The sequence below is a fragment of the Chengkuizengella marina genome (assembly GCF_009910845.1).
GTDB classification, from domain to species: Bacteria; Bacillota; Bacilli; order Paenibacillales; family KCTC-33759; genus Chengkuizengella; species Chengkuizengella marina.
On the sequence record NZ_SIJB01000017.1, the window covers coordinates 90,715 to 111,069 of the forward strand.

Sequence of the window (20,355 nt, forward strand, 5' to 3'; positions counted from 1 at the left end):
ATCCTCCTTATGCTATACTTTGTAATCGCATTCTTATTTACGCAAACGAGGGTCAACTGCATCCCGTAACCCATCTCCAAAAATACTAAATGCTGTAACAATAAGAGTTAGAATTGTAGCTGGAATAAATAATAAATATGGTGAACCAGTTAATAGGAATTTTCGTCCATCATTAATTAAAGTTCCTAGGGAAGCATCTGGAACAGGTACACCTAATCCAATAAAACTTAATACAGCTTCAGCAAATATAGCATAGGGTATCGTGAAGGAAATATTTACCAATACTGGACCAACCATGTTGGGAATAAGATGAACTCGCATCATTTTAGCTGGTTTCGTACCTAGAGAACGAGCTGCTAATATAAACTCTCTGTTTTTCAAACTTAATACTTGTCCTCGTACGAGACGTGCCATGCCAGCCCATCCTGAAACTGCAATTGCAATAATAATGGCAGTGATTCCAGGTTCTAATATAATGACGAGAAGTATTGTAATGATGATATTAGGAATACCTACAATAATTTCTATAAACCTCATCATGATAAAGTCAGTACGACCACCAAAATAACCTGATATAACACCATAAACTATACCAAATACAACATCTAACAGAGCCGCTATAACACCTATTAGCAGTGAAACTTTAGCACCATCCCAGGTCCTAGTCCACATATCTCGACCTAAATCGTCTGTTCCAAACCAATAACTACCTTCCATTGTTGGTTTAAGTTTAATCACTTCATAATTTTGAGCAGTTGCATCATGTTCATTCATAAATGGACCAACAAACACAAAAAGTGTGATCGTAATTAAAACAAAAATGGATACCATCGCAGGTTTATGTTTCTTTAAACGGCGCCATACATCTTGGGAAAAGGATACACTTTTATAATCCTTCTCATTAGCAAAAAGTGTCTCTTTATTTAATGGAGTAAATTTTCCTTCTGGTGTGCTTGGATTTATACTCATAATTTATTCACTCCCTCCCGCAACACGAATTCTAGGATCAACAACAGAATATAAAATATCAACGATAAATAATGCCACGATATACATCACTGCATAAAATAATGTTAATCCCATACTAACAGTGTAATCCCTACTTAATACGGATTTAACCAATTCTGTTCCAAGACCTGGTATTGAATATATTTGTTCAATAACCAATGAGCCTGAAATTGTAAATAATATAACAACTGGTAGACTTGTAATAATTGGAATTAAAGAGTTTCTAAACGCATGTTTAAATATGATCACTGGTCTAGATAACCCTTTGGATTTAGCAGTCTTTATATAATCTTGGCCAAGTACTTCTAACATTTCAGACCGCATCATTCGTGCATAGTATGCAAACATACTTAATGCAAGAGCAATGGAAGGTAAAATGACATGTTTATAGGTTCCCCAAAGTGCAGAAGGCAGTAGTCCATTTCCAGCAATCAAATATTGTAGTGCAACAGCAACTACGAAACTAGGGATTGCAAAACCGATAACAGCAAACCCTACAGCTGCATAATCTATTGCAGTTCCTCTCCTTAACGCTGCTATCATGCCTAAAATAATTCCTAATGGAACACTAATGATAAGGGCATGAATACCAATAATTGCTGATGGGGCAAACTTCTCAGCTATAATAGTAGTTACATCTCTATTTTTGATTCGATAAGAAACACCAAAATCTCCTTGTACTACATTAGTAAGATATAATACATATTGTTCTGGAATTGATTTATCAAGTCCGTATTGAGCCATCATATTCTCAAGAACAGCTTCTGGAATTCTTTCATCATCAAAAGGCGTTCCGGGTAACAATTTCATAAAGAAAAAAGAAATTGTTATGATCACCCATAACGTGATAATCATAAAAGCGAAACGCCTAAGTAAATATTTCCCCAAATTTCTCATCTCCAATCTATAATGTCACAGGGATGTTCAGTTCTTTTTCAACAAAAACTCTTATCGGCGTCTCTCGATGTAGCTAATACTTCAATAGCAGCCGACTAATTACTCACCACGTCCAAGTGGTGAATGTCGGCACCAGTTCATCCAGGAACTGAGTAGTTTTTTGTTGAAACATTGAATTTGTAAAATTTATAAATTATTATGTTATAAAGTTAGAAATCAAGGAATATGTATTGTTACATATTCCTTGATTCATTTAATATAAACAAATTTAATCAGCGAACTTTATTTACCAGATATATATGCCCACTTATAAGTTCTACTAGGACCGGTAGAATGAACTGCTACATCTTTTACGTAAGATTTTTGTAGAGAATAAAATCCATCATGTGACATCGGAATAAATGAAAAATTGGATAAAACTAATGATTCCATTTCAGCATATAATTTATATTTTTCTTCTTTATCAGTAGTATTTTGTGTTTGCTCTAGTAAAGCATCATATTCATCCATTGCAAAACCATTTTTAGGGAATCCTGATGTGCTTGAGAATAGATCTAAATAAGTACTTGGCTCATCATAATCTGCAAACCATCCCGCATATATGATATGATAGTCTCTTGAATTAAATAAGGATTTTCTAATTTTTGAATCAGTAACTGTGATTTCTAAATTAACACCTAACTTCCGATATTGTTCTTGTAAATATTGAGCTTCTTTACTTTGTCTTTCATAAATACTCAATCCTAATGTTGGTAAATCTTGACCTACCTCTGCTTTTGCTTCTTCAAGAAGTTGTTGTGCTCTTTCAAAGTCATATGCAAGAAAATCAGTATGTTCTGGATTAGCTGAACGATAATCTTGATCAGGTGTTGCTCCAGCTAATCCAGGTGGAATGAGTCCAGTACCTGGTACATGTAAACCTCCAAATGCTACATTAACTAACTCTTCACGGTTTACCCCAATCGCCATAGCTTCGCGGAATTTCTCGTTTCTTAAAAATTCTCCTTCTACACCATCGGCTTCCATATTTAATACGAACCACCAAGTTTGGATTCTAGCATATTGTGTAGCTTCTTCAGAATCTTTATATTGATCAACATAATCGTTTGGAACTCGAATCGCATCAACGCCATTGCTGCTGTATAATTGAACTTGTGTATTTTCATCTGCTACATCTGAGAATACAATTTTGTCAAGTTTTACTGCATCTTTATCCCAATACTTATCATTCTTAACTAATACTATTTTTTCATCATGGGACCATTCTGAAATAGCAAACGGGCCTGAATATAACATTGTATCTGCTTCAGTGGCATATCCATCTAATCCACCAACTTGTTCATAAAACGCTTGATTCACTGGGAAGAAAGTAGGAAAAGCAGTTAATTCTAAGAATGCTGGATGTTGTCTAGTTAAAGTTACTTGTAAAGTTGTATCATCTAATGCTTTTATACCTACTGCATCCTTAGCAGCCTGGATATTTGTTTCAGCTTCTGATTCATCTTCTGGTACTTCCATGTAAGCTAATTCTGCGGCATTTTCAAGTGCAATAAGTTCAAATAACCAAGAATATGGAGAAGCATTTCTAGGATCCATTGCCTCTTTCCAAGCAAATTCAAAGTCATGAGCTGTAATTGGATCACCATTAGACCAGATTACATCTTCCTTAATTTTGAAAGTATAAGTGAATCCATCTACTTCATAACTTTCAGCTAATCCGTATTCAAGAGTAGCCCCGTCCAATCCTTTTCTCATTAGACCTTCTTGAATATTATTCGTAATTAATTGATCTTGAGAATAATTTGCTTGACCAGGATTTAACGCTGTAGGTTCACCAGCTGTTAAATTTAAAACTTGCTCATCCCCACTAACTTCATCACTATTATTGTCATTTCCAGTGTTTGAAGTATTGGATGGTTGAGAAGTAGTTGATTCTTCTCCACTACAAGCTGCAAGACCCACCATTACAGCTATAAACATTGCTAAAATCATCATCATTCTCTTGTTACGACTCTTCATCATTGTATCCTCCTTTTTATTTACATCATTCAACTTTGTCACACTATACCCTTACCTAGCCCTTTACATCATTTTGTAGAGTTTTTCATATTTAAAATTCATTAAAAATTTTCTTGTGGAAGCGCTTACTAATTAATTTCGATTATTTTTCTCACAATTATCTCTTACAGAATCTGATTGAATAATAAAAATTTCAACTAAAATATTGAATTTTAAAAATTAAGTATGTACAAGGGTATGTAAAAAATAGATGTGTAAAAAAGTGAATAAATCTCCTCTCTGCATTTGCAGCGGTTTAGGACAAGGGAAACTTTGTCCGGTAATTCTCCCCTTCATAAATGTCCAATGGTAAAACCTTTAAATATCTAATGGTCTAACCATTTGATATAAGTAATCATATAATATTCTGAAAATTGAGTCAAGATGAAAATGTTATCAATTTGACTATTTTATTAAATCTTTTGCTCAAATAAAAAAAGGAGCATGTAAGCTCCCTTTTTTCAATCTTTATTCCTTTAATATCAATCTTTCAATTTACGTTGAACCTTATTCACCTTTTCCTCCATATGTAAAGGTTTGTCTCTTCGATCGTCTATACGGATATTTGTTGCAACTCTTTGTGCACCTTTTGAAAATGGAATTTCATGAATGACCTTTATGACTTCAAATAAATCATCTAAATCTCCTTCAATGAGTGTACTCATCGGTGTGAGTTGAATTTTTATTTTATCTGCAAACAGTTCGAGCTTTTTATGGATTTCTACTACATATTCACTAACACTAGGATTTTTTGTTCCAATCGGTATGATAGTAATATCAGCGATTGCCATTTTAAAGGCTCCTTTCCTAATTACAAACTAATTTATTAATGACTAGCTTTTCTTTCAATTCAATTGTTAATTAATAAACAGTAATTTAATTATAATTGTTAATAACAAAAAAATCACCTTCTGTAGCATTATGATAGAAAGTGATTGAAAAAATATAAAAAATATTTTATTTTTATTAAATCCACATTAAAAATAATCAAGAAGTACTTAAACATTGATACCTTCGACATAATTTCTAAATAAAAAATGATATCCGTTCATTTTTATTTCTCCCCTATCCAAGAAGATAAACCTATTTATTTGTTTAATAGTCGAAGGTATCTCCAGACATAATATTAGTTTGTTATAAAAAACTAACAATTATAATTGTATTTTACACGAATTAAATAAAATTAACAATACTAATTTTCATAAATATTCATTTAAATATCTTATAGATTTTTTAAATAAACTTGCTTTATTGGCAACTTTTAGAGTAATGTCAGACGAAAAAAATACAATACTACTATTTGAAAAATAGATAGTATTGCTTCAATTAATGTTAAAATCCTACTTTATTAAGGTCGTATTAGGATTTTATTCCCCTTGCTAATATTGGAACCATTGCTTCAATGAGTTCATCTTGAGGTGGTACTGGGAAATCAAAAAATCTTTGTCTTGTTAAAAAAGAACCTAATGTAGAAGATAAAAAAGAGAAAGTTAAAATTTCTGAATTTACATCTTCTCTTATTTTTCCTTTTTCCTTCAATTTATCAAAATAATTTTCGAATAAATACCTCATCTCCAACAGACTTTTATCGGAGATAATAGATTTTATATCCTTCTCCTTAAAAATAATCATCATTATTTGAGCGTTATCGAGCAATTGATTATAAAATAACTTAGAAATTTCTTTCAAATCTTCTTCCAAAACAAATGTTGCTTCTTTTTCAATATAACTTCTTAAAATTGGTAAAGAAGATTTAAATGTTCCCATGATCTCTTCATAAATCTTTTCTTTTGTTTCAAAAATTCTAAACACAGTCATTTCTGTTACACCTGCTTCAAGTGCTATTTTTTTTAAAGTAGCACCTTTGTAACCATTTTCAGAAAACAACTTAAGACTAGCCTTTAATATTTTCTCTTTTGTAGTTAATTGTTTATTATCTTTTAAACTCATCATCTATCTTCCTTTCATACGTACAGTCTCAAAAGTTATTTCTATGTCATCATTCGGACTTATTTAAATTAATATTATCATAAATGTTAGAATCTCACCACATTTTAGAAAAAATCATGTAACTTCATGTTATTTATTCAGACATTAACTTAACATCCAATTCTAACTTTACAGTATTTAAGTTAAATATCAGCATAAAAAAGAACCTTCCTTACCAGCATAGTAATAAAAGGTCTCTTTTAAAAAATTATTGAGTTATAGAATATCTTAAATAATCAAAATTTGATGTAGGGATAATCTGAACTACTTCTCCATATAGATTCTTATAAACTTCAAATTCCTGATAAGTTTCAATTAATACATTTCCTTCTACTTTTGAATCAACCAATTGCTTTTCTAGTATCACAAAATACTTATGATCTTTCGACTCTTTAAATTCGTTTCTATTTAATTGGGAATTAACAGGAACTTCATCCGCCCATTCTACGATAAAAGCTGCTTCACTGCCGTCTATAATTTGTGATGTTTGATGATGATTTCGCGGGATGATAAGAAGTAATACAAGAACTACATTAATAATTACGATAAACATCGATAAATAAATCAGCCGGTGCGATTTTGTAAACAAATCGCTTCCCCTCCTTCATACACCTTTAGTATACTAATATCATATGCATGTCTAAAAGAGAAAAAACCTCCAAAAAAATAGATTATTGTCCTCTATTTTCTGGAGGTTTGAGAAATATATTATTGTCTTATTTTAATGCATTTAATTTTTCGGCTGCTTCATCTAGCGTTGCTTTAACATCTTCCCCATTCACAACAATTTTTTGAAATACTTCTAAATAGATTGGCTCTGCATCTTCCCAATATGGTTCATTTCCTCTAGGTTCTGCATAATTTAACGCTTGTTGTATAGCTTTAAAATATGGTTCCTGATACCCTTGAACTAAACCATAAGCATCAGATCTAACTGAAGGCCAAGCTAATTCACTCACAAGCAATTCCTGTACGTCTTTAGACATTAAAAATTCTGCAAACTGAATCGCTTCATCAACTTTTGTAGATCCCTTAGGAATACCAATCACTTCTCCACCTAATACATGTGACTCTTTTACAGGTCCACTCCATCCACTAAAAGCTTTTATTTCATCTTTTCCTTGTTTATGAAATTCTGGAATATAAAATGGCCAGTTTGTACCAAGATATACGCTATCTTTCAATAAATATTCGTTCATAGTGTCCCATGCGGCTGTAGAGCTCTGTTCATTTAAATATGGATATAATTCCTGCAAAAATTCAAAAGCTTGAATACTTCCTTCATCATTTAATGTGTAAGGATCTCCACCTGCTTGTTTAATAAAATCAAACATATGCAAAATGTTATCCGCTTGTAAATTTGCTTTGATTGCTACTCGTCCTTGACCCGTCGCATCATTGGTTGCTTTTGCAACATTTAGCAGTTCTTCCCAAGTAGTTGGCACCTCTAAACCTAACTCACTAAATTTACTCTCATTATAGAAAGCAATTTCTACATTTGGACGATAAGGTAAAAACAATCTTTTTCCGTCGAATTCAGTTGCTTCTAACATCCCAGGAATCACAGCCTCAGGAATTTGTTCATTATATTGTGATAAATCTTCAACTAAATCTCTAGTCACTAGCCCTGATAAATTATTGATATCTTGAGCAAACATATCTATATTAATTTGCCCTGTATCTACTTGTGCTGTAAGACTGTTAATTAAATCTTCAGCTTTCAATTCAACTGCCTTAATCTTTATACCTGTTTCAGATTCAAATGCAGGTATTATTTCATTATTAAATAAATCCCATTCTGTTTCCGCCATACCGAATGCAACATTTAATGTTGTTGAATCACTGGATGGTTCATTTTCAGTTGCTGGCTGTTCGGTATTTTCATTATCAGTTGGTTGTTCTTGGACCTCATCATCTGCAGTAGAACATCCGACTATTGCTACACCAAATATAAAGATAACTGCTAAAATTGATAAAAGTAATTTATTAATCTTCATTTTGATATCCCCCTGTTATTATTAATAATCTTAAAGTAAGATTTACTTTACAGCACCCGATAACATCCCAGATTTTAAATACCTTTGTAAATAGAACGTTATAATAATAATCGGAATTGTAAGAATCGTAGAATATGCTGCCGCTGTAAAATAACTACCTGTTGTAATAATTTCGAACGTTTTAATAGGTAACGTCCCTTCAACTGTAGTTAAATATCTTGCATATAAAAACTCATTCCATGAATTCAACCATACAAACATTGCACCTACAGCAATCCCTGGTGCTGCAATTGGAAAAATAATTTTACGAAGTGTTGTAATTCTTCCTGCACCATCTATCATTGCTGATTTTTCTACATCTCTAGGTATAACCTGAAAAGTACCTACTAGAATCCAAGCTAAAAACGGTAAATTAGGTATTAAATGTGCGAGTATCAACCCAAAAGTTGAATCCGTTAATTGCCATGATACGAATCGAGTTGCTATAGGTAATGCTATACCAACATCAGGAAACATTCTTGTAAATAGTAATCCTAAAATAATCATGTAGCCTATACTTTTTGGCATTCTGGAAATTACGTATGATGCTGGCGCAGCAATGATAATGGCAATGATTGTTGTCAGAGTTGCTACGCTGAAGCTTTTCCATATTGGCAAATATAACTTTTGCACCGTTTCTTCTCCAAAAAAGATTTTTTTGGTAGTACTTACATCCCTGACTTTCTGTAACTCTGATCGGTTGAGTTTATACATTTCCCCATCTAAAAAGGTTAGCTTTCTAGTTACTCCATTTATTGTATATTGTTCATCTGGAGTGATTATAATTTGCTCTTCTTTTTCACTTTCAACCGTCAGTTCATCTATATTAATTTTATATACAATTTGTCCTGATTCTGTTTTTTTATCCGTAAGAATAATATTTTTCCAATGCTCAAGTGTAAAATCATGAACTAAAAAAGTTGGATGATCTGTATTCACCTCACTAGGTTCACTAATAGATACTTTTACTAAAATATATACTGGAAAAATCATCATAAAAGCTATGACTAAAAGTAAAGGAAACGAAATGAATTTGAAAATGTGATCTGAAGTTAATTTATTCATCTATTTTCCCTCGCTTCCTTCCTTTCTACTATAAAGAAATAAAGTAAAATAAATATGATGATAATGAATAATAAAATAACTGCAGCTGCTCCTGACAATCCATATTGATTTCTTTGAAAGGCTTCATACGCAAAGGTTGATAACACAGGTACATTTTTACCTGTCATCACAAGCGGCAATTCAAATATTCTAAAAGAATCAATAGCTCTTAAAATAATTGCCATCGTAATGGATGGTTTTAGTAACGGTAAAGTGATATGCCAAAATTTTTTCCAACCATTTGCTCCATCTATAGAAGACGCTTCATAAACATCTTCACCTATACTTTCTAATCCAGCTAGTAAAAGAAGAATGGTTAGAGGCAAAACCTTCCACATGTCTGCAAAAATGATTACAGCCAATGATTCAAATCCTCCACCTAGCCAATATGGTTGGGTACTTACTAAACCTAATCGATATAACAATTCATTGAAGTAACCTGTCTGACCAAACACAAAAAGCAGTGTTACACCTGATACAAGAGTAGGAACCCCCATCGGAATCAACATAATGGTTCTAAAAAAACCTCTGCCAAAAAATTTCTTTTTTAAAATTAAAGCAATCACTAAAGCGATTACAATCTGCACAGTAATGCCAACTAAAGTAATGAAAATAGTGTTAAACAAAGCACTGTTAAAATCAATATGAGAGAAAAGTGATTGATAATTAATCAATGAAATTTGATTGCTCTTATCATCAAGAAAACTAATTTGTATCGTTTGAAAGACAGGTATAAATGTAAAATAAAACAAATAAGCGAACAACGGAAGTACCATCATCATTTCTAACCAGTACTTCTTTACAAATCTCACTTTAGTTCTCTCCTCCTTCTAGTGATCCCTCATTTACCTTAAACCCTCCCTCTATTTATTTCTTTTTCCTATGGAACTTATTCAGTTTTAAATTTTTTACTACTGTTTCTATATTTCAATTCTGAAAAGCTTTTCAAGATTACGATTTAATTTTAACTGATTACAAATCACTCGTCAATAAAAAATGTTGGTAATCAGTAAAAATTAATAAATAAGTAAATTGAGTCTTATATTTAAGTCTAATTTTTATTAAATACAGTGTGTCTGATTTTCAACTCATGTTTCAAATATATACTTTCTGGCGGTTGTTTTTCTTCAATAAATTGAAATAATAAAGATGCTGCACTTTTCCCAATCTCATAGATAGGCTGGGAAACAGTTGTTAATGGTGGTGAGACCATACGTGAAAAACCAATATTATCAAATCCTACAATTGAGATGTGTTTTGGAATTTGTATGTGTCTTTCTTGTAGAAATGACATCGCACCCAGTGCCATTAAATCAGATGCAGCAAACACTGCTGTGATTTCAGGTTTTTGAGCATAAAGCTTACTCATCGCTTCGTAACCACTATCAAAATCTAAATTACCAAAGGAAACGGATTGATCAGAAAAAGGAATATTTTCTTCTTTCAATGCTTTAAAAAACCCATCATGTCTTGGCTTTCCAGCAATGGGGTCACTTAAAGAACCACTAATCATCCCTATAGAATGATGGCCATTTTTTATTAAAAATTTAGTTGCATCATAACTAGCTTGAAAATCATCTATTTTCACATATGGTAAACTACGGTCTTCACTTTTTGTTGCTGCAAGAACAGCCGGTTTGTTTAATTCCTGAAATGATTCATAAACATAGTCACTAATCACGGCACTAGTAAAAATAACCCCATCAATTTTTTTCTTTTTAAAGTACAGCATATATTCTCGGAAACGTTCATCATCCTGCTCTGTGTTGCAAATGATGACATTGTTTTTTTTCATTCTTGCTACATCTTCGATGCCTCGAAGCAGTGAAGAATAAAATGGATTGGATATATCGGGAATAATAGCTGCAATAGTCATTGTTCTGTTGTCCCTTAACCCTGCTGCAAAAGGGTTAGGTTCATAATTTAATTCTTTTATGGCTTCTAATACTCTTTTACGTTTTTCAAGTCTTACTGAAGATGGATTATTAACTACTCTTGAAACAGTAGAAATAGATACATCTGCTTTTCTGGCGACATCATGTATTGTAGCTGTCAATGATTTACCTCCTTGAAAAAACTTTCAAATTATCCGCATAATTGGCGTGAAAAATTGGAAGTTTAAATATATTAGCTATTTAGAGCATTGGAAATTGGGTGGAGAATTATGCTGCTCTCTTTTCATTTTAAAATATTCTTTACAAGTATACGAAAAAAGTGTAATAATTAAAATGTTTCTATTTCATTTTATCAAAACCTGAAAAGCTTTTCAATTAATTAAATTCCACTATATTACATTTGGAGGCAGGACATGAAAAAAACTTGGTGGAAAGAGGCTGTTGTATATCAAGTTTACTGGAGAAGTTTTTATGACTCCGATGGTGACGGATATGGTGATTTACACGGTCTCATAAAAAAATTAGACTACATTAAAAACCTTGGAGTAGACATCATATGGTTAAATCCAATATATGAATCACCTGATGTTGACAATGGTTATGATATAAGTAATTATTTTAGCATCACACCACGAGCAGGATCTATGGAAATATGGGATTTGCTTTTAACTGAAGTTCACAACAGAGGAATGAAATTAATTATGGATTTAGTTGTAAATCATACCTCTTCTGCTCACCCATGGTTTATTGAATCTCGATCTTCTTTAACGAATGAAAAACGAGATTGGTACATTTGGCAAGATCCAAAGAATGGTCAAGAGCCAAACAATTGGCGTTCTTATTTTACACCTTCAGTATGGGAGTTTGATGAATTGACCAATCAATATTATATGCATTCCTTTGCCGTCCAACAACCTGATTTAAATTGGAAAAATCCAAAGGTTCGTGAGGCTATCTATGACATGATGAGATTTTGGCTGGATAAAGGGATAGATGGGTTTAGAATGGATGTCATTAACTTACTTGCTAAACCAAAAGATTTTTCCAATGTTGAAAATCCAGACAACATTCAATATCTTGGAAACAACCCAGGTATTCATAAATATTTACGTGAAATGAATGATAAAGTATTAAAACATTATGATATTATGACTGTTGGTGAAGTTCCTTTTGTTACTCCCGAAATGGGGAAACAATATGTTGCTGAAGAAAATAAAGAATTAAATACTTTATTTCACTTTCAAGTAGCAGATGATATGCCTACTTGGGATACTATAAAATACAAATCCATTCAAAAAGACTGGTATGAGGCACTAAAAGATTCGGGATGGAATTCGCAATTTTTAAATAATCATGACCATACAAGACAAGTTACAAGATATGGTAATGATGAGAAATATAGAGTAGAATCAGCAAAGTTACTAGCTACAATGCTTCATACCTTGCCTGGAACACCTTATATTTTTCAAGGTGAGGAAATAGGCATGACAGGAGTCAACTATGAATTTATAGAGGAATACAAAGATATTGCAATGATCAATAAATACAAAGAAGAAGTGAACAAAGGAAGGGGTCCTAAAGAGGTGATCCAGTCTTTAAAACTTCTAAGTAGAGATAATTCACGTACACCTGTTCAATGGGATGACACAAAAAATGCCGGTTTTACGGAGGGAACCCCATGGATTAATATCAATCCTAATTATAAAACCATTAATGTAAAATCAGCTTTAAAGGATCCTAATTCCATTTTCTATTATTATCAAAAGCTCATTTCTCTCAGAAAAAAGCATGAAATTATGGTTTATGGGGAATATGAGGATTTGTTACCAGAGGACAAGCATCTATACGTGTATACAAGAAAGAAGGAAAACAATGTATGGATGGTCATTCTAAATCATTCTGATCTTCATCATGTGTTCAAATTTTCTACTCCTTATCAGAATAAAAAGAAAAATCTAATCATTAACAATTACCAAGATGCAGAAGTTGTTTTAGAGAATGACGAAATTGATTTAAGACCATATGAGGCTTTGGTCTATCAAATATTTTGATCATATTAAGAGTTGTTTCGACATAATATACTATGAACTGATAAAAAATATAAAAGCTGTTGTCGATTCATTATAATATTTATCTTTCTGTGCGCTCACCCGGGAAATACTCACCAAATCATTTCCCTTGACTGTTTGTAGCCATTAATTTTAATAATTTTAAAATGAAAAAACAGCTGACGAAAAATCGTCAGCTGTTATACTTTTTGAAACTATTATTTCAACTTATTCAACTATAAAATGATAAGTATCCGTAGTGATTTGTGTATTACTTTCATCTGTATAAGTAAATGAATAATCAATAGAAGTACCCGTTACAATTCTTTCATATCTATCTGTAGTTGAATTATATTCCAAGAAATAATTCTCTTCATATCCCGGTTGTGGGTACACAACATGATGTACTAATACAAACCCTGGCGAAAATTGATTAGGTTTAAACCAAATCGTTAGTTGATTCCCCATTACTTCTACGCCCTGTATAAACTCACCTTCTGAAGGTGGAGTAATACTGTAGTTTGCTGTAACAGATATATTCATATTCGGTATTGAAATTACAGTACTTTCCATCATTGCATCATCAAGGTAAGATATGTCCCCAGTCCAACCTGTAAATGTAATGATACTCCCTGGCTCAGCTTGTGGAGGAGTGCCCGTAATCTTAACCAATTCACCTTCCTGGTAATTACCACTACCAGTTCCATTTTGAACCATTAGTTGATAAACAGGTGCCTGTTCAATACTATAATTTGCAGTAACGGATATATTCATATTTGGCATAGTCACTGCAGTGTTTTCCAATGTTGGATTTTCAAGATATGATACATCTCCTGTCCAACCTTCAAAAGTTGCAATTTCATTGGGTTCCACTGTTGGAGGAGTTCCCAACACTATAACCCTATCTCCTTCTTTATAACTTCCACTTCCAGACCCATTTTCAACCATTAAATCATATAACTCTACTTGTTCTACTAAATAATTTGCAGTGACTGTTATATTCATATTTGGCATAGTCACCGTAGTGCTTTCCAATGTTGGATCATCAAGATAAGAAACATCTCCTGTCCAACCTTCAAAAGTTGCAATCTCATTCGGTTGTACAAGTGGAGGAGTTCCTGTAATTAGAACTAATTCCCCTTCTCTGTAATTACCTTCTCCTGTTCCATTCAAAACATCTAACTCATATTTAGGAACAGGATCGACATCACTGTTGCTAAATACTTTTATTTCTTTAATGCTGTAAACTTTTCCACCATTCACATTTCCAACGGTAAATTCAAAGATATCACTATCAGCTTGTGCACCAGTAGGTAAAGTGTACTTGTAATTAAATGATACGATATCCCCATCGATTACATTATTCAATTCGTATGGTTGATTAGGTGTACAAGGATAACTTCCAAGTTCACTTCCATTCACAGAAGGTTGAATGTAACAAAAACCAATACCTATATCATTCACAAGCGGCACAAAAGTGATAGTAGGAACTGTAGTAGTGCTGCTAGTCACTTCAGCAATGAAATTACGAGAAGAATCTTCAAATCCTTTTGTTCCTCCGTTACCTTCAGTTGCATACAACCTTACATAACTTCCATTTATATGATTTTCAGGATGGAGTACATCCTCTCCTCCATCCCCATCGTTAATTGAACCCAACACTTCAAAGTTTGTAAAACTTTCATCATCAGATATCTGCACTTCATAAGTGGTTGCATAATAGTTATCTCCCCATGTTACATTCACTTGAGATACATCGCTCATACCTCCAAAGTCCATAACTATCCATTGTGGTGCATCACTGTCTTCACTAACCCATACGCTGTTTTCATTTCCATCATTTATGTTACCAGGGATACCTTCACTAGTTGAGGAAGCTGTCACAGTTGCATTTTGACCAATTTCAGCGTCTATGGAAATTAGCACATTACTGCTAGAGGATTTACCTATATCCGATGTAACGGTTAGTGTAATATTATGATTTCCAGTAGATAAATCTACATTAGGTGATACTCCTATAGCAATCTGTGTTCCATCTTCTGTCCATCTATACTCGGCTATAGTACCAACAGGAGCAAAACTTCTCGAACCATCAAGAACTACTGTTTCAGATCCATTTCCATCTAAATCTACTAAAGATTGATCTGATCCTGCAATTGCAATAGGTTCTCCAGCTGTTACCCAAACAAGCACTTCATCACTAGCTGTTGTGCCATCACTTCCAGTTACTGTTAAAGTAATTAGATGTTCTCCATTATCTAATACAACTGTCGGACTTACACCCGTTGCAATCTGCATTCCGTTTTCTAACCATTCGTAACTCGTTATCGTACCGTTAGAATTAAAACTACCAGATCCATCTAACATAACAGACTCGCTGCCATCTTCATTATCATCCAATACTACAATATTCTCTCCAGCATCAGCAAGCAATTGATCTGGATCTTTTTCTGCTATAAGTTCACCTGGAGGTACAGTAACAACAGATCCATCTGAAAATTGTACGACTAAATCTGTATTCGTAGGATTATATGCAACATATGTCCGTTCACCATTTTTATTAAATACAGCGTAGGAAGGTGTATTAGCTGTAATACTTGAATCATAAGCACCTAGTGCAACCATATTGTGAATCCAGCTATAATAATGCGGCTCTGTTTCACTTGGTGGACTAGGTTCACTAGCTCCATGAGGACTCGTATTATACATCGTTAATGCCCTCTCAGGATCAGCTAATGCAAGATATTCCCAAAATAGTTCGTTCCAACGGTTGACCTGTCCATATTTATTTAAAAACCAGTCTGTAAAATTAGTAATGTATTCTGTATCCCGGGCTAAATAAAGAGAACCTGCTGTCATTGGTAGAAGATTAATACCAACTGGGTATTCTTGATAACCTGTTTGTTCACTTCCAAACCATGTTGCAAAACCTGCTTTGTCTCCCCAAATCCATCCAACCATTGGATAATTGAACTGGGCTGGTTCCCAAATTGCATCTATTTGATCTCCAAAATCTGGACCATTTGGAAAAACGATATCATTTATATCAAACCAATAGTTTAATACAGCCTCTCCTTCAGTTGTGTATAAGTAGATTCCTAGATCTCTAATAGTATCATTCCCCATGACCATACCCCATTGAGCAACTCCTGAAGCAAAGTTCATCGCTTCTGAACTAGATTCTTGGTTCGCACCATCTCTAAAATCAGCAGCTCCAGTAGCCCAAGAATGACCTTGATACGGATTCATAAAACGCAAAAATGGAAACTGTGTATCGGTTCTATCCCAATTATCAACTTCCCTAATTAAAAGATTTATTCTGTCTTCCCAATCCAACGCCCACTGTTTATCATAGGAAGCTACTATAGCAGCAGCTTTAATCATGTAACCATATTCAAAATGGTGATCATTTAAGTGAGAATCACTAAACATACCACTTTCAGGTGGTACACCGATTAAACTACCATAATCAGCATTGTAATAGAAGAAAGCATCTCCATTTTCCCCAGAGTATGAAAGCCAATCTTCCAATGCATTTTTTACCCATTGTATAATGGTATCTCTCTCTTCGATTAGCCCTGCATCGTTAGCTACATCTATCATATGAGCTGTTCTTCCGATCGTAACAGAAGTACCGTATATCGTGTTTCTTTGAAAAATGTTAGCTCCTTCACCAGCAGCGACTTGATCCAGAACATGTTGTCTTAATTCCTCAATGCTGTAACCACTTAAAGATTCATCTGCTACATGTGGGAAAGAAGGCAGAATTCCGTAATAAGTCATTTCCGTAATAAAACGATTACCTTGTGTTTCAATCACCTTCATCGGTCCTCTAGCAGAATTATATGTAATATTCTCAATATCGTGATTATAATTCAGCCATTGATGAGGATATAAAGCATAAACTAGATTATTGCTGCCTGGTTCTTTTTGATCAAATGTGGATGTAAATGTAGTTGTAACCAAAGCAGCTTCCTCATTATACTCCCAGCTTACTTTTGTATCCGTAATAAAGTTATAAGCAAATGCTTTATAGTAATTGAGAAGGTCTATTTTAGCAGCCACATCTTCTTCTCTAGGTAAACTTACTACTGATGCATAATCAAGTCCATTTAAATCTGAAGTAGCTGTAATGAAACCAAATTGATCAGTAAAAACCTCCCATGTTGATCCTGTTGGTGCATAAATAACAAAATCATCTGTTCCTAAATGTCCTAAACTAGGATCTTCTTCAATATTGATCTCGACACTCACTCCTAAAACGTTGTCTTGATTGTACCAAATATGTCCAATATCTTTAGTTTGAATACGGATTCCATCGTTTGATTCAAAATATACAAAAGGACTTCCATTATATGCATAAGCATTAAAGTCTCCATTATTCCATGCCATTTTTAATCCCCAATCGGAGTAACCATCCATATGAGCTACCCCTGCATCACTGCTAAGTGGATTAACTTCCAAGGCTGGGGCAAGTTCATAAGGTATTCTATAATGGGGATTTCCTTGACCGGCATTGTATACATATTGAATATTTAAAGCAGTTAGAATGGGACCTCCTCCAGTTTTTTCAATACGCACAGCTAATGGATCGGCTATTAAACCAATCATATTTGGGTACTCAGGATCTGCCCAATCACTTGGATCAAAATATAAATTTGTAAACCATTGATGTGATGTTAATGGCGTACTCACATTATCAGTAATGCGAACTGGTGGAACTGGTAGATTTGCATTAGCACTATCAGTAGTTGAATATGCAGGATACTGTAATAATGGAGAGGGAACATGGTTATCTGCTGAAACATTATTCAGTGACATCTGTGATAGTAATAAAATGAAAATAATCAAAATGATCATCATTTTATGAGCAAATCTTAATTTTAGATTTACCAACATCATACACTCCCTTTTATAAAAATTTTATAAATCTAGCAGATGAAGTTAACCCCCTTTCATGATAAGAGCATGACAAATCACTTTTTTTGCATCACCTCCATAAAGCATCATTTCATCTAAACATGTAATTTTTGTATATCAAAATATTTATGTTTTACGAATATGACTAAATAAAGATTACAGCATCAAAAAGCTTAATTAAGTTTAAAAAATAAAAAGGTAAAATAGAATTGATTTGGAAAATTTTCTGTGGGATCATATAAATAAATATTAAGAAGTAATTACTTTATTAATAAAATGTATGTAATTGAGGAGTTAATTGGAAATTATTTAATTAAATATAAATATTTATTAACACTAGTATACACTTAATTAGAAAATTTTCCTATATATAATTTTGATTATATAAAAATTTTCTGTGAAATTCTTAAAAAACACAAAAAACCATATTTCTTCACATATAACATAAAGAGATATGGTTTTGATTTACATGAACTTATATTATAGGTAACCTCTATTTTTTGCTAATTTGTAAATTAGTCACTTTTTTAATTTCATAAGAACCAATTAATAATTCATCCTTAATTATGTTTAACTTCAATAATCCATTAATTTTTGAGATGTCTGCTTTAGACATTAATCTCCACAAACTCTCGTCAGGTAATGATTTAAATAATGCTTCATCATCATAAACTCTCCTCTCCAAAGGCACAACTTTTACATGATAACTTTCTATATCCATTTCTAGTTGATAGACTTTTTCCATAAAAGAAAGAATATCATCACGTAAAATTGATAATTCCTCTGTGATTTGTTTCTGTTTTGATTTAAGCTCAACGTATTCTTTTATTTTTTCGATCACCATTTACCCCACCTTAAAAATCATTTATATTATGTATATGTATTTGAAGAGAAGTTAAGAATGGGGATTCATTTCATAGTTTCATAGAAATCATACCATTCTAATAAGTCAATTATTTTAGGAGAATCAGCATAATGAACAACTCAAAACCATTCCCCATTCCACTTTGGATTATTTTACTTATTGGAATTATAGCTATTTCTTTTTCTTCTATCTTCATTCGATGGTCAGATGCACCCGTATCTGTTATGGCAATGTATCGCTTATATTTCACAAACTTATTTATGATACCATTCGTAATGAAATACTGGAGCGAAATTAAGACGCTCTCCAAAAGTGACTGGTTTTATTTATCTTTATCTGGTCTTTTATTAGGATTACATTTTTTATTGTGGATGGGTTCTTTAAGGTTTACTTCTGTAGCAAATTCAACAGCAATAGTAGCACTAGAACCTATATTTGTGCTCATTGGATCTTTTCTATTTTTCAAAATAAGAACAAACATTCTATCAGTGGTTGGTATGTTTATAGCAGTTCTTGGTGCAGCTTTAATTGGATGGGGAGATTTTGGAGTTTCTTCAGAAGCATTCTTTGGAGATATACTAGCTTTGTTAGGAGCAATTGCAGTTGCATTACATATGCTTATTGGAAAACTATTACTACGCAAAATGTCCAACTATGTTTATAGTTTCTTTGTATTTTTAACAGCAGCTTTTTCACTTCATATTTATAATTTAATTTTAGGATATTCTTTTTTCAATTATGCTTCAATAGATTGGGGAATTTTTATCATATTGGCTATCGTGCCAACAGTATTCGGCCATCTACTGTTTAATTGGTTATTAAAATATATGAATGCTACAACTGTATCTATGTCTATTTTAGGGGAACCGTTAGGAGCAGCATTACTTGCATATTTCCTTCTGAATGAACATATTACTATCCAACAAGCTATTGCTGGAGTTATATTATTATTTGGAGTTTGGTTGTTTATTAAGTTCGATGAGAAAGATCGATCAAAAATATGAAATCAGTAATTAAATATTCAAAAACCCGTCTTATTTTAAATATTAAAAAGACGGGTTTACTATACTTTATTTATTTTTTACCATTGTCACATGTGGTATATTTGCATCTAGAAATTCTCCTGATACTGTTTTATACCCTTGTTTTTGATAAAATGACTCCGCTTGAGTTTGGGCATTTAGCTTGAATTGTTTTAATTCCATCTTACGCCCTACAGACTCTAACTCATCCATAATCATTTTACCTAATCCAAATTTGCGATGGCTTTTTAAAACACATATGCGTTCTAATTTTCCATAACCATCTGCTTCTCGGATCCGTCCCGTTGCTATTGGTTTTCCTTTTTCATAAATAACTACATGTGTAGATTCTTGCTCAAACTCATCTATCTCAATTTCTGGAGGTACTTTCTGTTCTTCTACAAATACATCCATTCGTACTTTATATGCATCTTGAAGTTCTTGATCATTTTCTACAACTTTTACTTTCATGTATTACCTTCTCCCTTTCAATATAACGACTTTCTTTATGAT

At 32.8% G+C, this 20,355-nt stretch carries 15 protein-coding genes; 2 read left to right on the forward strand and 13 right to left on the reverse strand.

Annotated elements, in window-relative coordinates:
- Positions 1-33: 33 nt before the first annotated feature.
- The 10 genes from ERL59_RS07315 to ERL59_RS07360 form a co-directional block, all read right to left on the reverse strand.
- Positions 34-969, reverse strand: coding sequence for an ABC transporter permease (locus tag ERL59_RS07315; RefSeq protein WP_160645542.1), 936 nt, complete (start codon positions 967-969; stop codon positions 34-36).
- A gap of 3 nt (positions 970-972) precedes the next feature.
- Positions 973-1,905, reverse strand: coding sequence for an ABC transporter permease (locus ERL59_RS07320; protein ID WP_268894502.1), 933 nt, complete (start codon positions 1,903-1,905; stop codon positions 973-975).
- Between the two features lie 282 nt (positions 1,906-2,187).
- On the reverse strand, positions 2,188-3,924 hold the full coding sequence (locus ERL59_RS07325; RefSeq protein ID WP_160645544.1) for a peptide ABC transporter substrate-binding protein: 1,737 nt from the start codon (positions 3,922-3,924) through the stop codon (positions 2,188-2,190).
- Between the two features lie 521 nt (positions 3,925-4,445).
- Entirely contained in the window at positions 4,446-4,754 is a 309-nt protein-coding gene (locus tag ERL59_RS07330; protein ID WP_160645545.1) for an MTH1187 family thiamine-binding protein, read from the reverse strand.
- 568 nt (positions 4,755-5,322) lie between these two features.
- Positions 5,323-5,913, reverse strand: coding sequence for a TetR/AcrR family transcriptional regulator (locus tag ERL59_RS07335; protein WP_160645546.1), 591 nt, complete (start codon positions 5,911-5,913; stop codon positions 5,323-5,325).
- Positions 5,914-6,160: 247 nt separating this feature from the next.
- Positions 6,161-6,541: a hypothetical protein gene (locus tag ERL59_RS07340; protein ID WP_160645547.1), complete on the reverse strand. Its 381-nt coding sequence runs from the start codon at positions 6,539-6,541 to the stop codon at positions 6,161-6,163.
- A 127-nt stretch (positions 6,542-6,668) separates the two neighbouring features.
- A complete protein-coding gene (locus tag ERL59_RS07345; protein WP_160645548.1) occupies positions 6,669-7,949 on the reverse strand; it encodes a sugar ABC transporter substrate-binding protein in 1,281 nt (426 codons plus the stop codon).
- Between the two features lie 42 nt (positions 7,950-7,991).
- Complete coding sequence (locus tag ERL59_RS07350) at positions 7,992-9,053, reverse strand: carbohydrate ABC transporter permease (RefSeq protein ID WP_235929824.1); 1,062 nt, start codon at positions 9,051-9,053, stop codon at positions 7,992-7,994.
- Positions 9,050-9,904 (reverse strand): carbohydrate ABC transporter permease, encoded by an 855-nt coding sequence (locus tag ERL59_RS07355; RefSeq protein WP_328699914.1) that lies wholly within the window; start codon positions 9,902-9,904, stop codon positions 9,050-9,052. Before ERL59_RS07355 ends, ERL59_RS07350 begins: the two co-directional genes overlap by 4 nt.
- Before the next feature lie 239 nt (positions 9,905-10,143).
- The gene (locus ERL59_RS07360; protein WP_160645549.1) at positions 10,144-11,148 is read right to left on the reverse strand and encodes a LacI family DNA-binding transcriptional regulator; all 1,005 of its coding nucleotides are present in this window, start codon (positions 11,146-11,148) and stop codon (positions 10,144-10,146) included.
- 252 nt (positions 11,149-11,400) lie between these two features.
- On the opposite strand from ERL59_RS07360, the gene ERL59_RS07365 reads away from it, so the two are divergent.
- Complete coding sequence (locus tag ERL59_RS07365) at positions 11,401-13,038, forward strand: alpha-glucosidase (RefSeq protein WP_160645550.1); 1,638 nt, start codon at positions 11,401-11,403, stop codon at positions 13,036-13,038.
- A gap of 225 nt (positions 13,039-13,263) precedes the next feature.
- Here ERL59_RS07365 and ERL59_RS07370 read toward each other — a convergent pair whose 3' ends face one another.
- Positions 13,264-17,934: a glycosyl hydrolase gene (locus tag ERL59_RS07370; protein WP_160645551.1), complete on the reverse strand. Its 4,671-nt coding sequence runs from the start codon at positions 17,932-17,934 to the stop codon at positions 13,264-13,266.
- A 514-nt stretch (positions 17,935-18,448) separates the two neighbouring features.
- Positions 18,449-18,796, reverse strand: a complete 348-nt coding sequence (locus ERL59_RS07375; RefSeq protein WP_160645552.1) for a hypothetical protein — start codon at positions 18,794-18,796, stop codon at positions 18,449-18,451.
- 134 nt (positions 18,797-18,930) lie between these two features.
- Here ERL59_RS07375 and ERL59_RS07380 point away from each other — a divergent pair, with 134 nt between their 5' ends.
- Positions 18,931-19,824 (forward strand): DMT family transporter, encoded by an 894-nt coding sequence (locus ERL59_RS07380; RefSeq protein ID WP_160645553.1) that lies wholly within the window; start codon positions 18,931-18,933, stop codon positions 19,822-19,824.
- Positions 19,825-19,890: 66 nt separating this feature from the next.
- On the opposite strand, the gene ERL59_RS07385 is transcribed toward ERL59_RS07380, so the two are convergent.
- Positions 19,891-20,313 (reverse strand): GNAT family N-acetyltransferase, encoded by a 423-nt coding sequence (locus tag ERL59_RS07385; RefSeq protein WP_160645554.1) that lies wholly within the window; start codon positions 20,311-20,313, stop codon positions 19,891-19,893.
- Positions 20,314-20,355 lie beyond the last annotated feature (42 nt).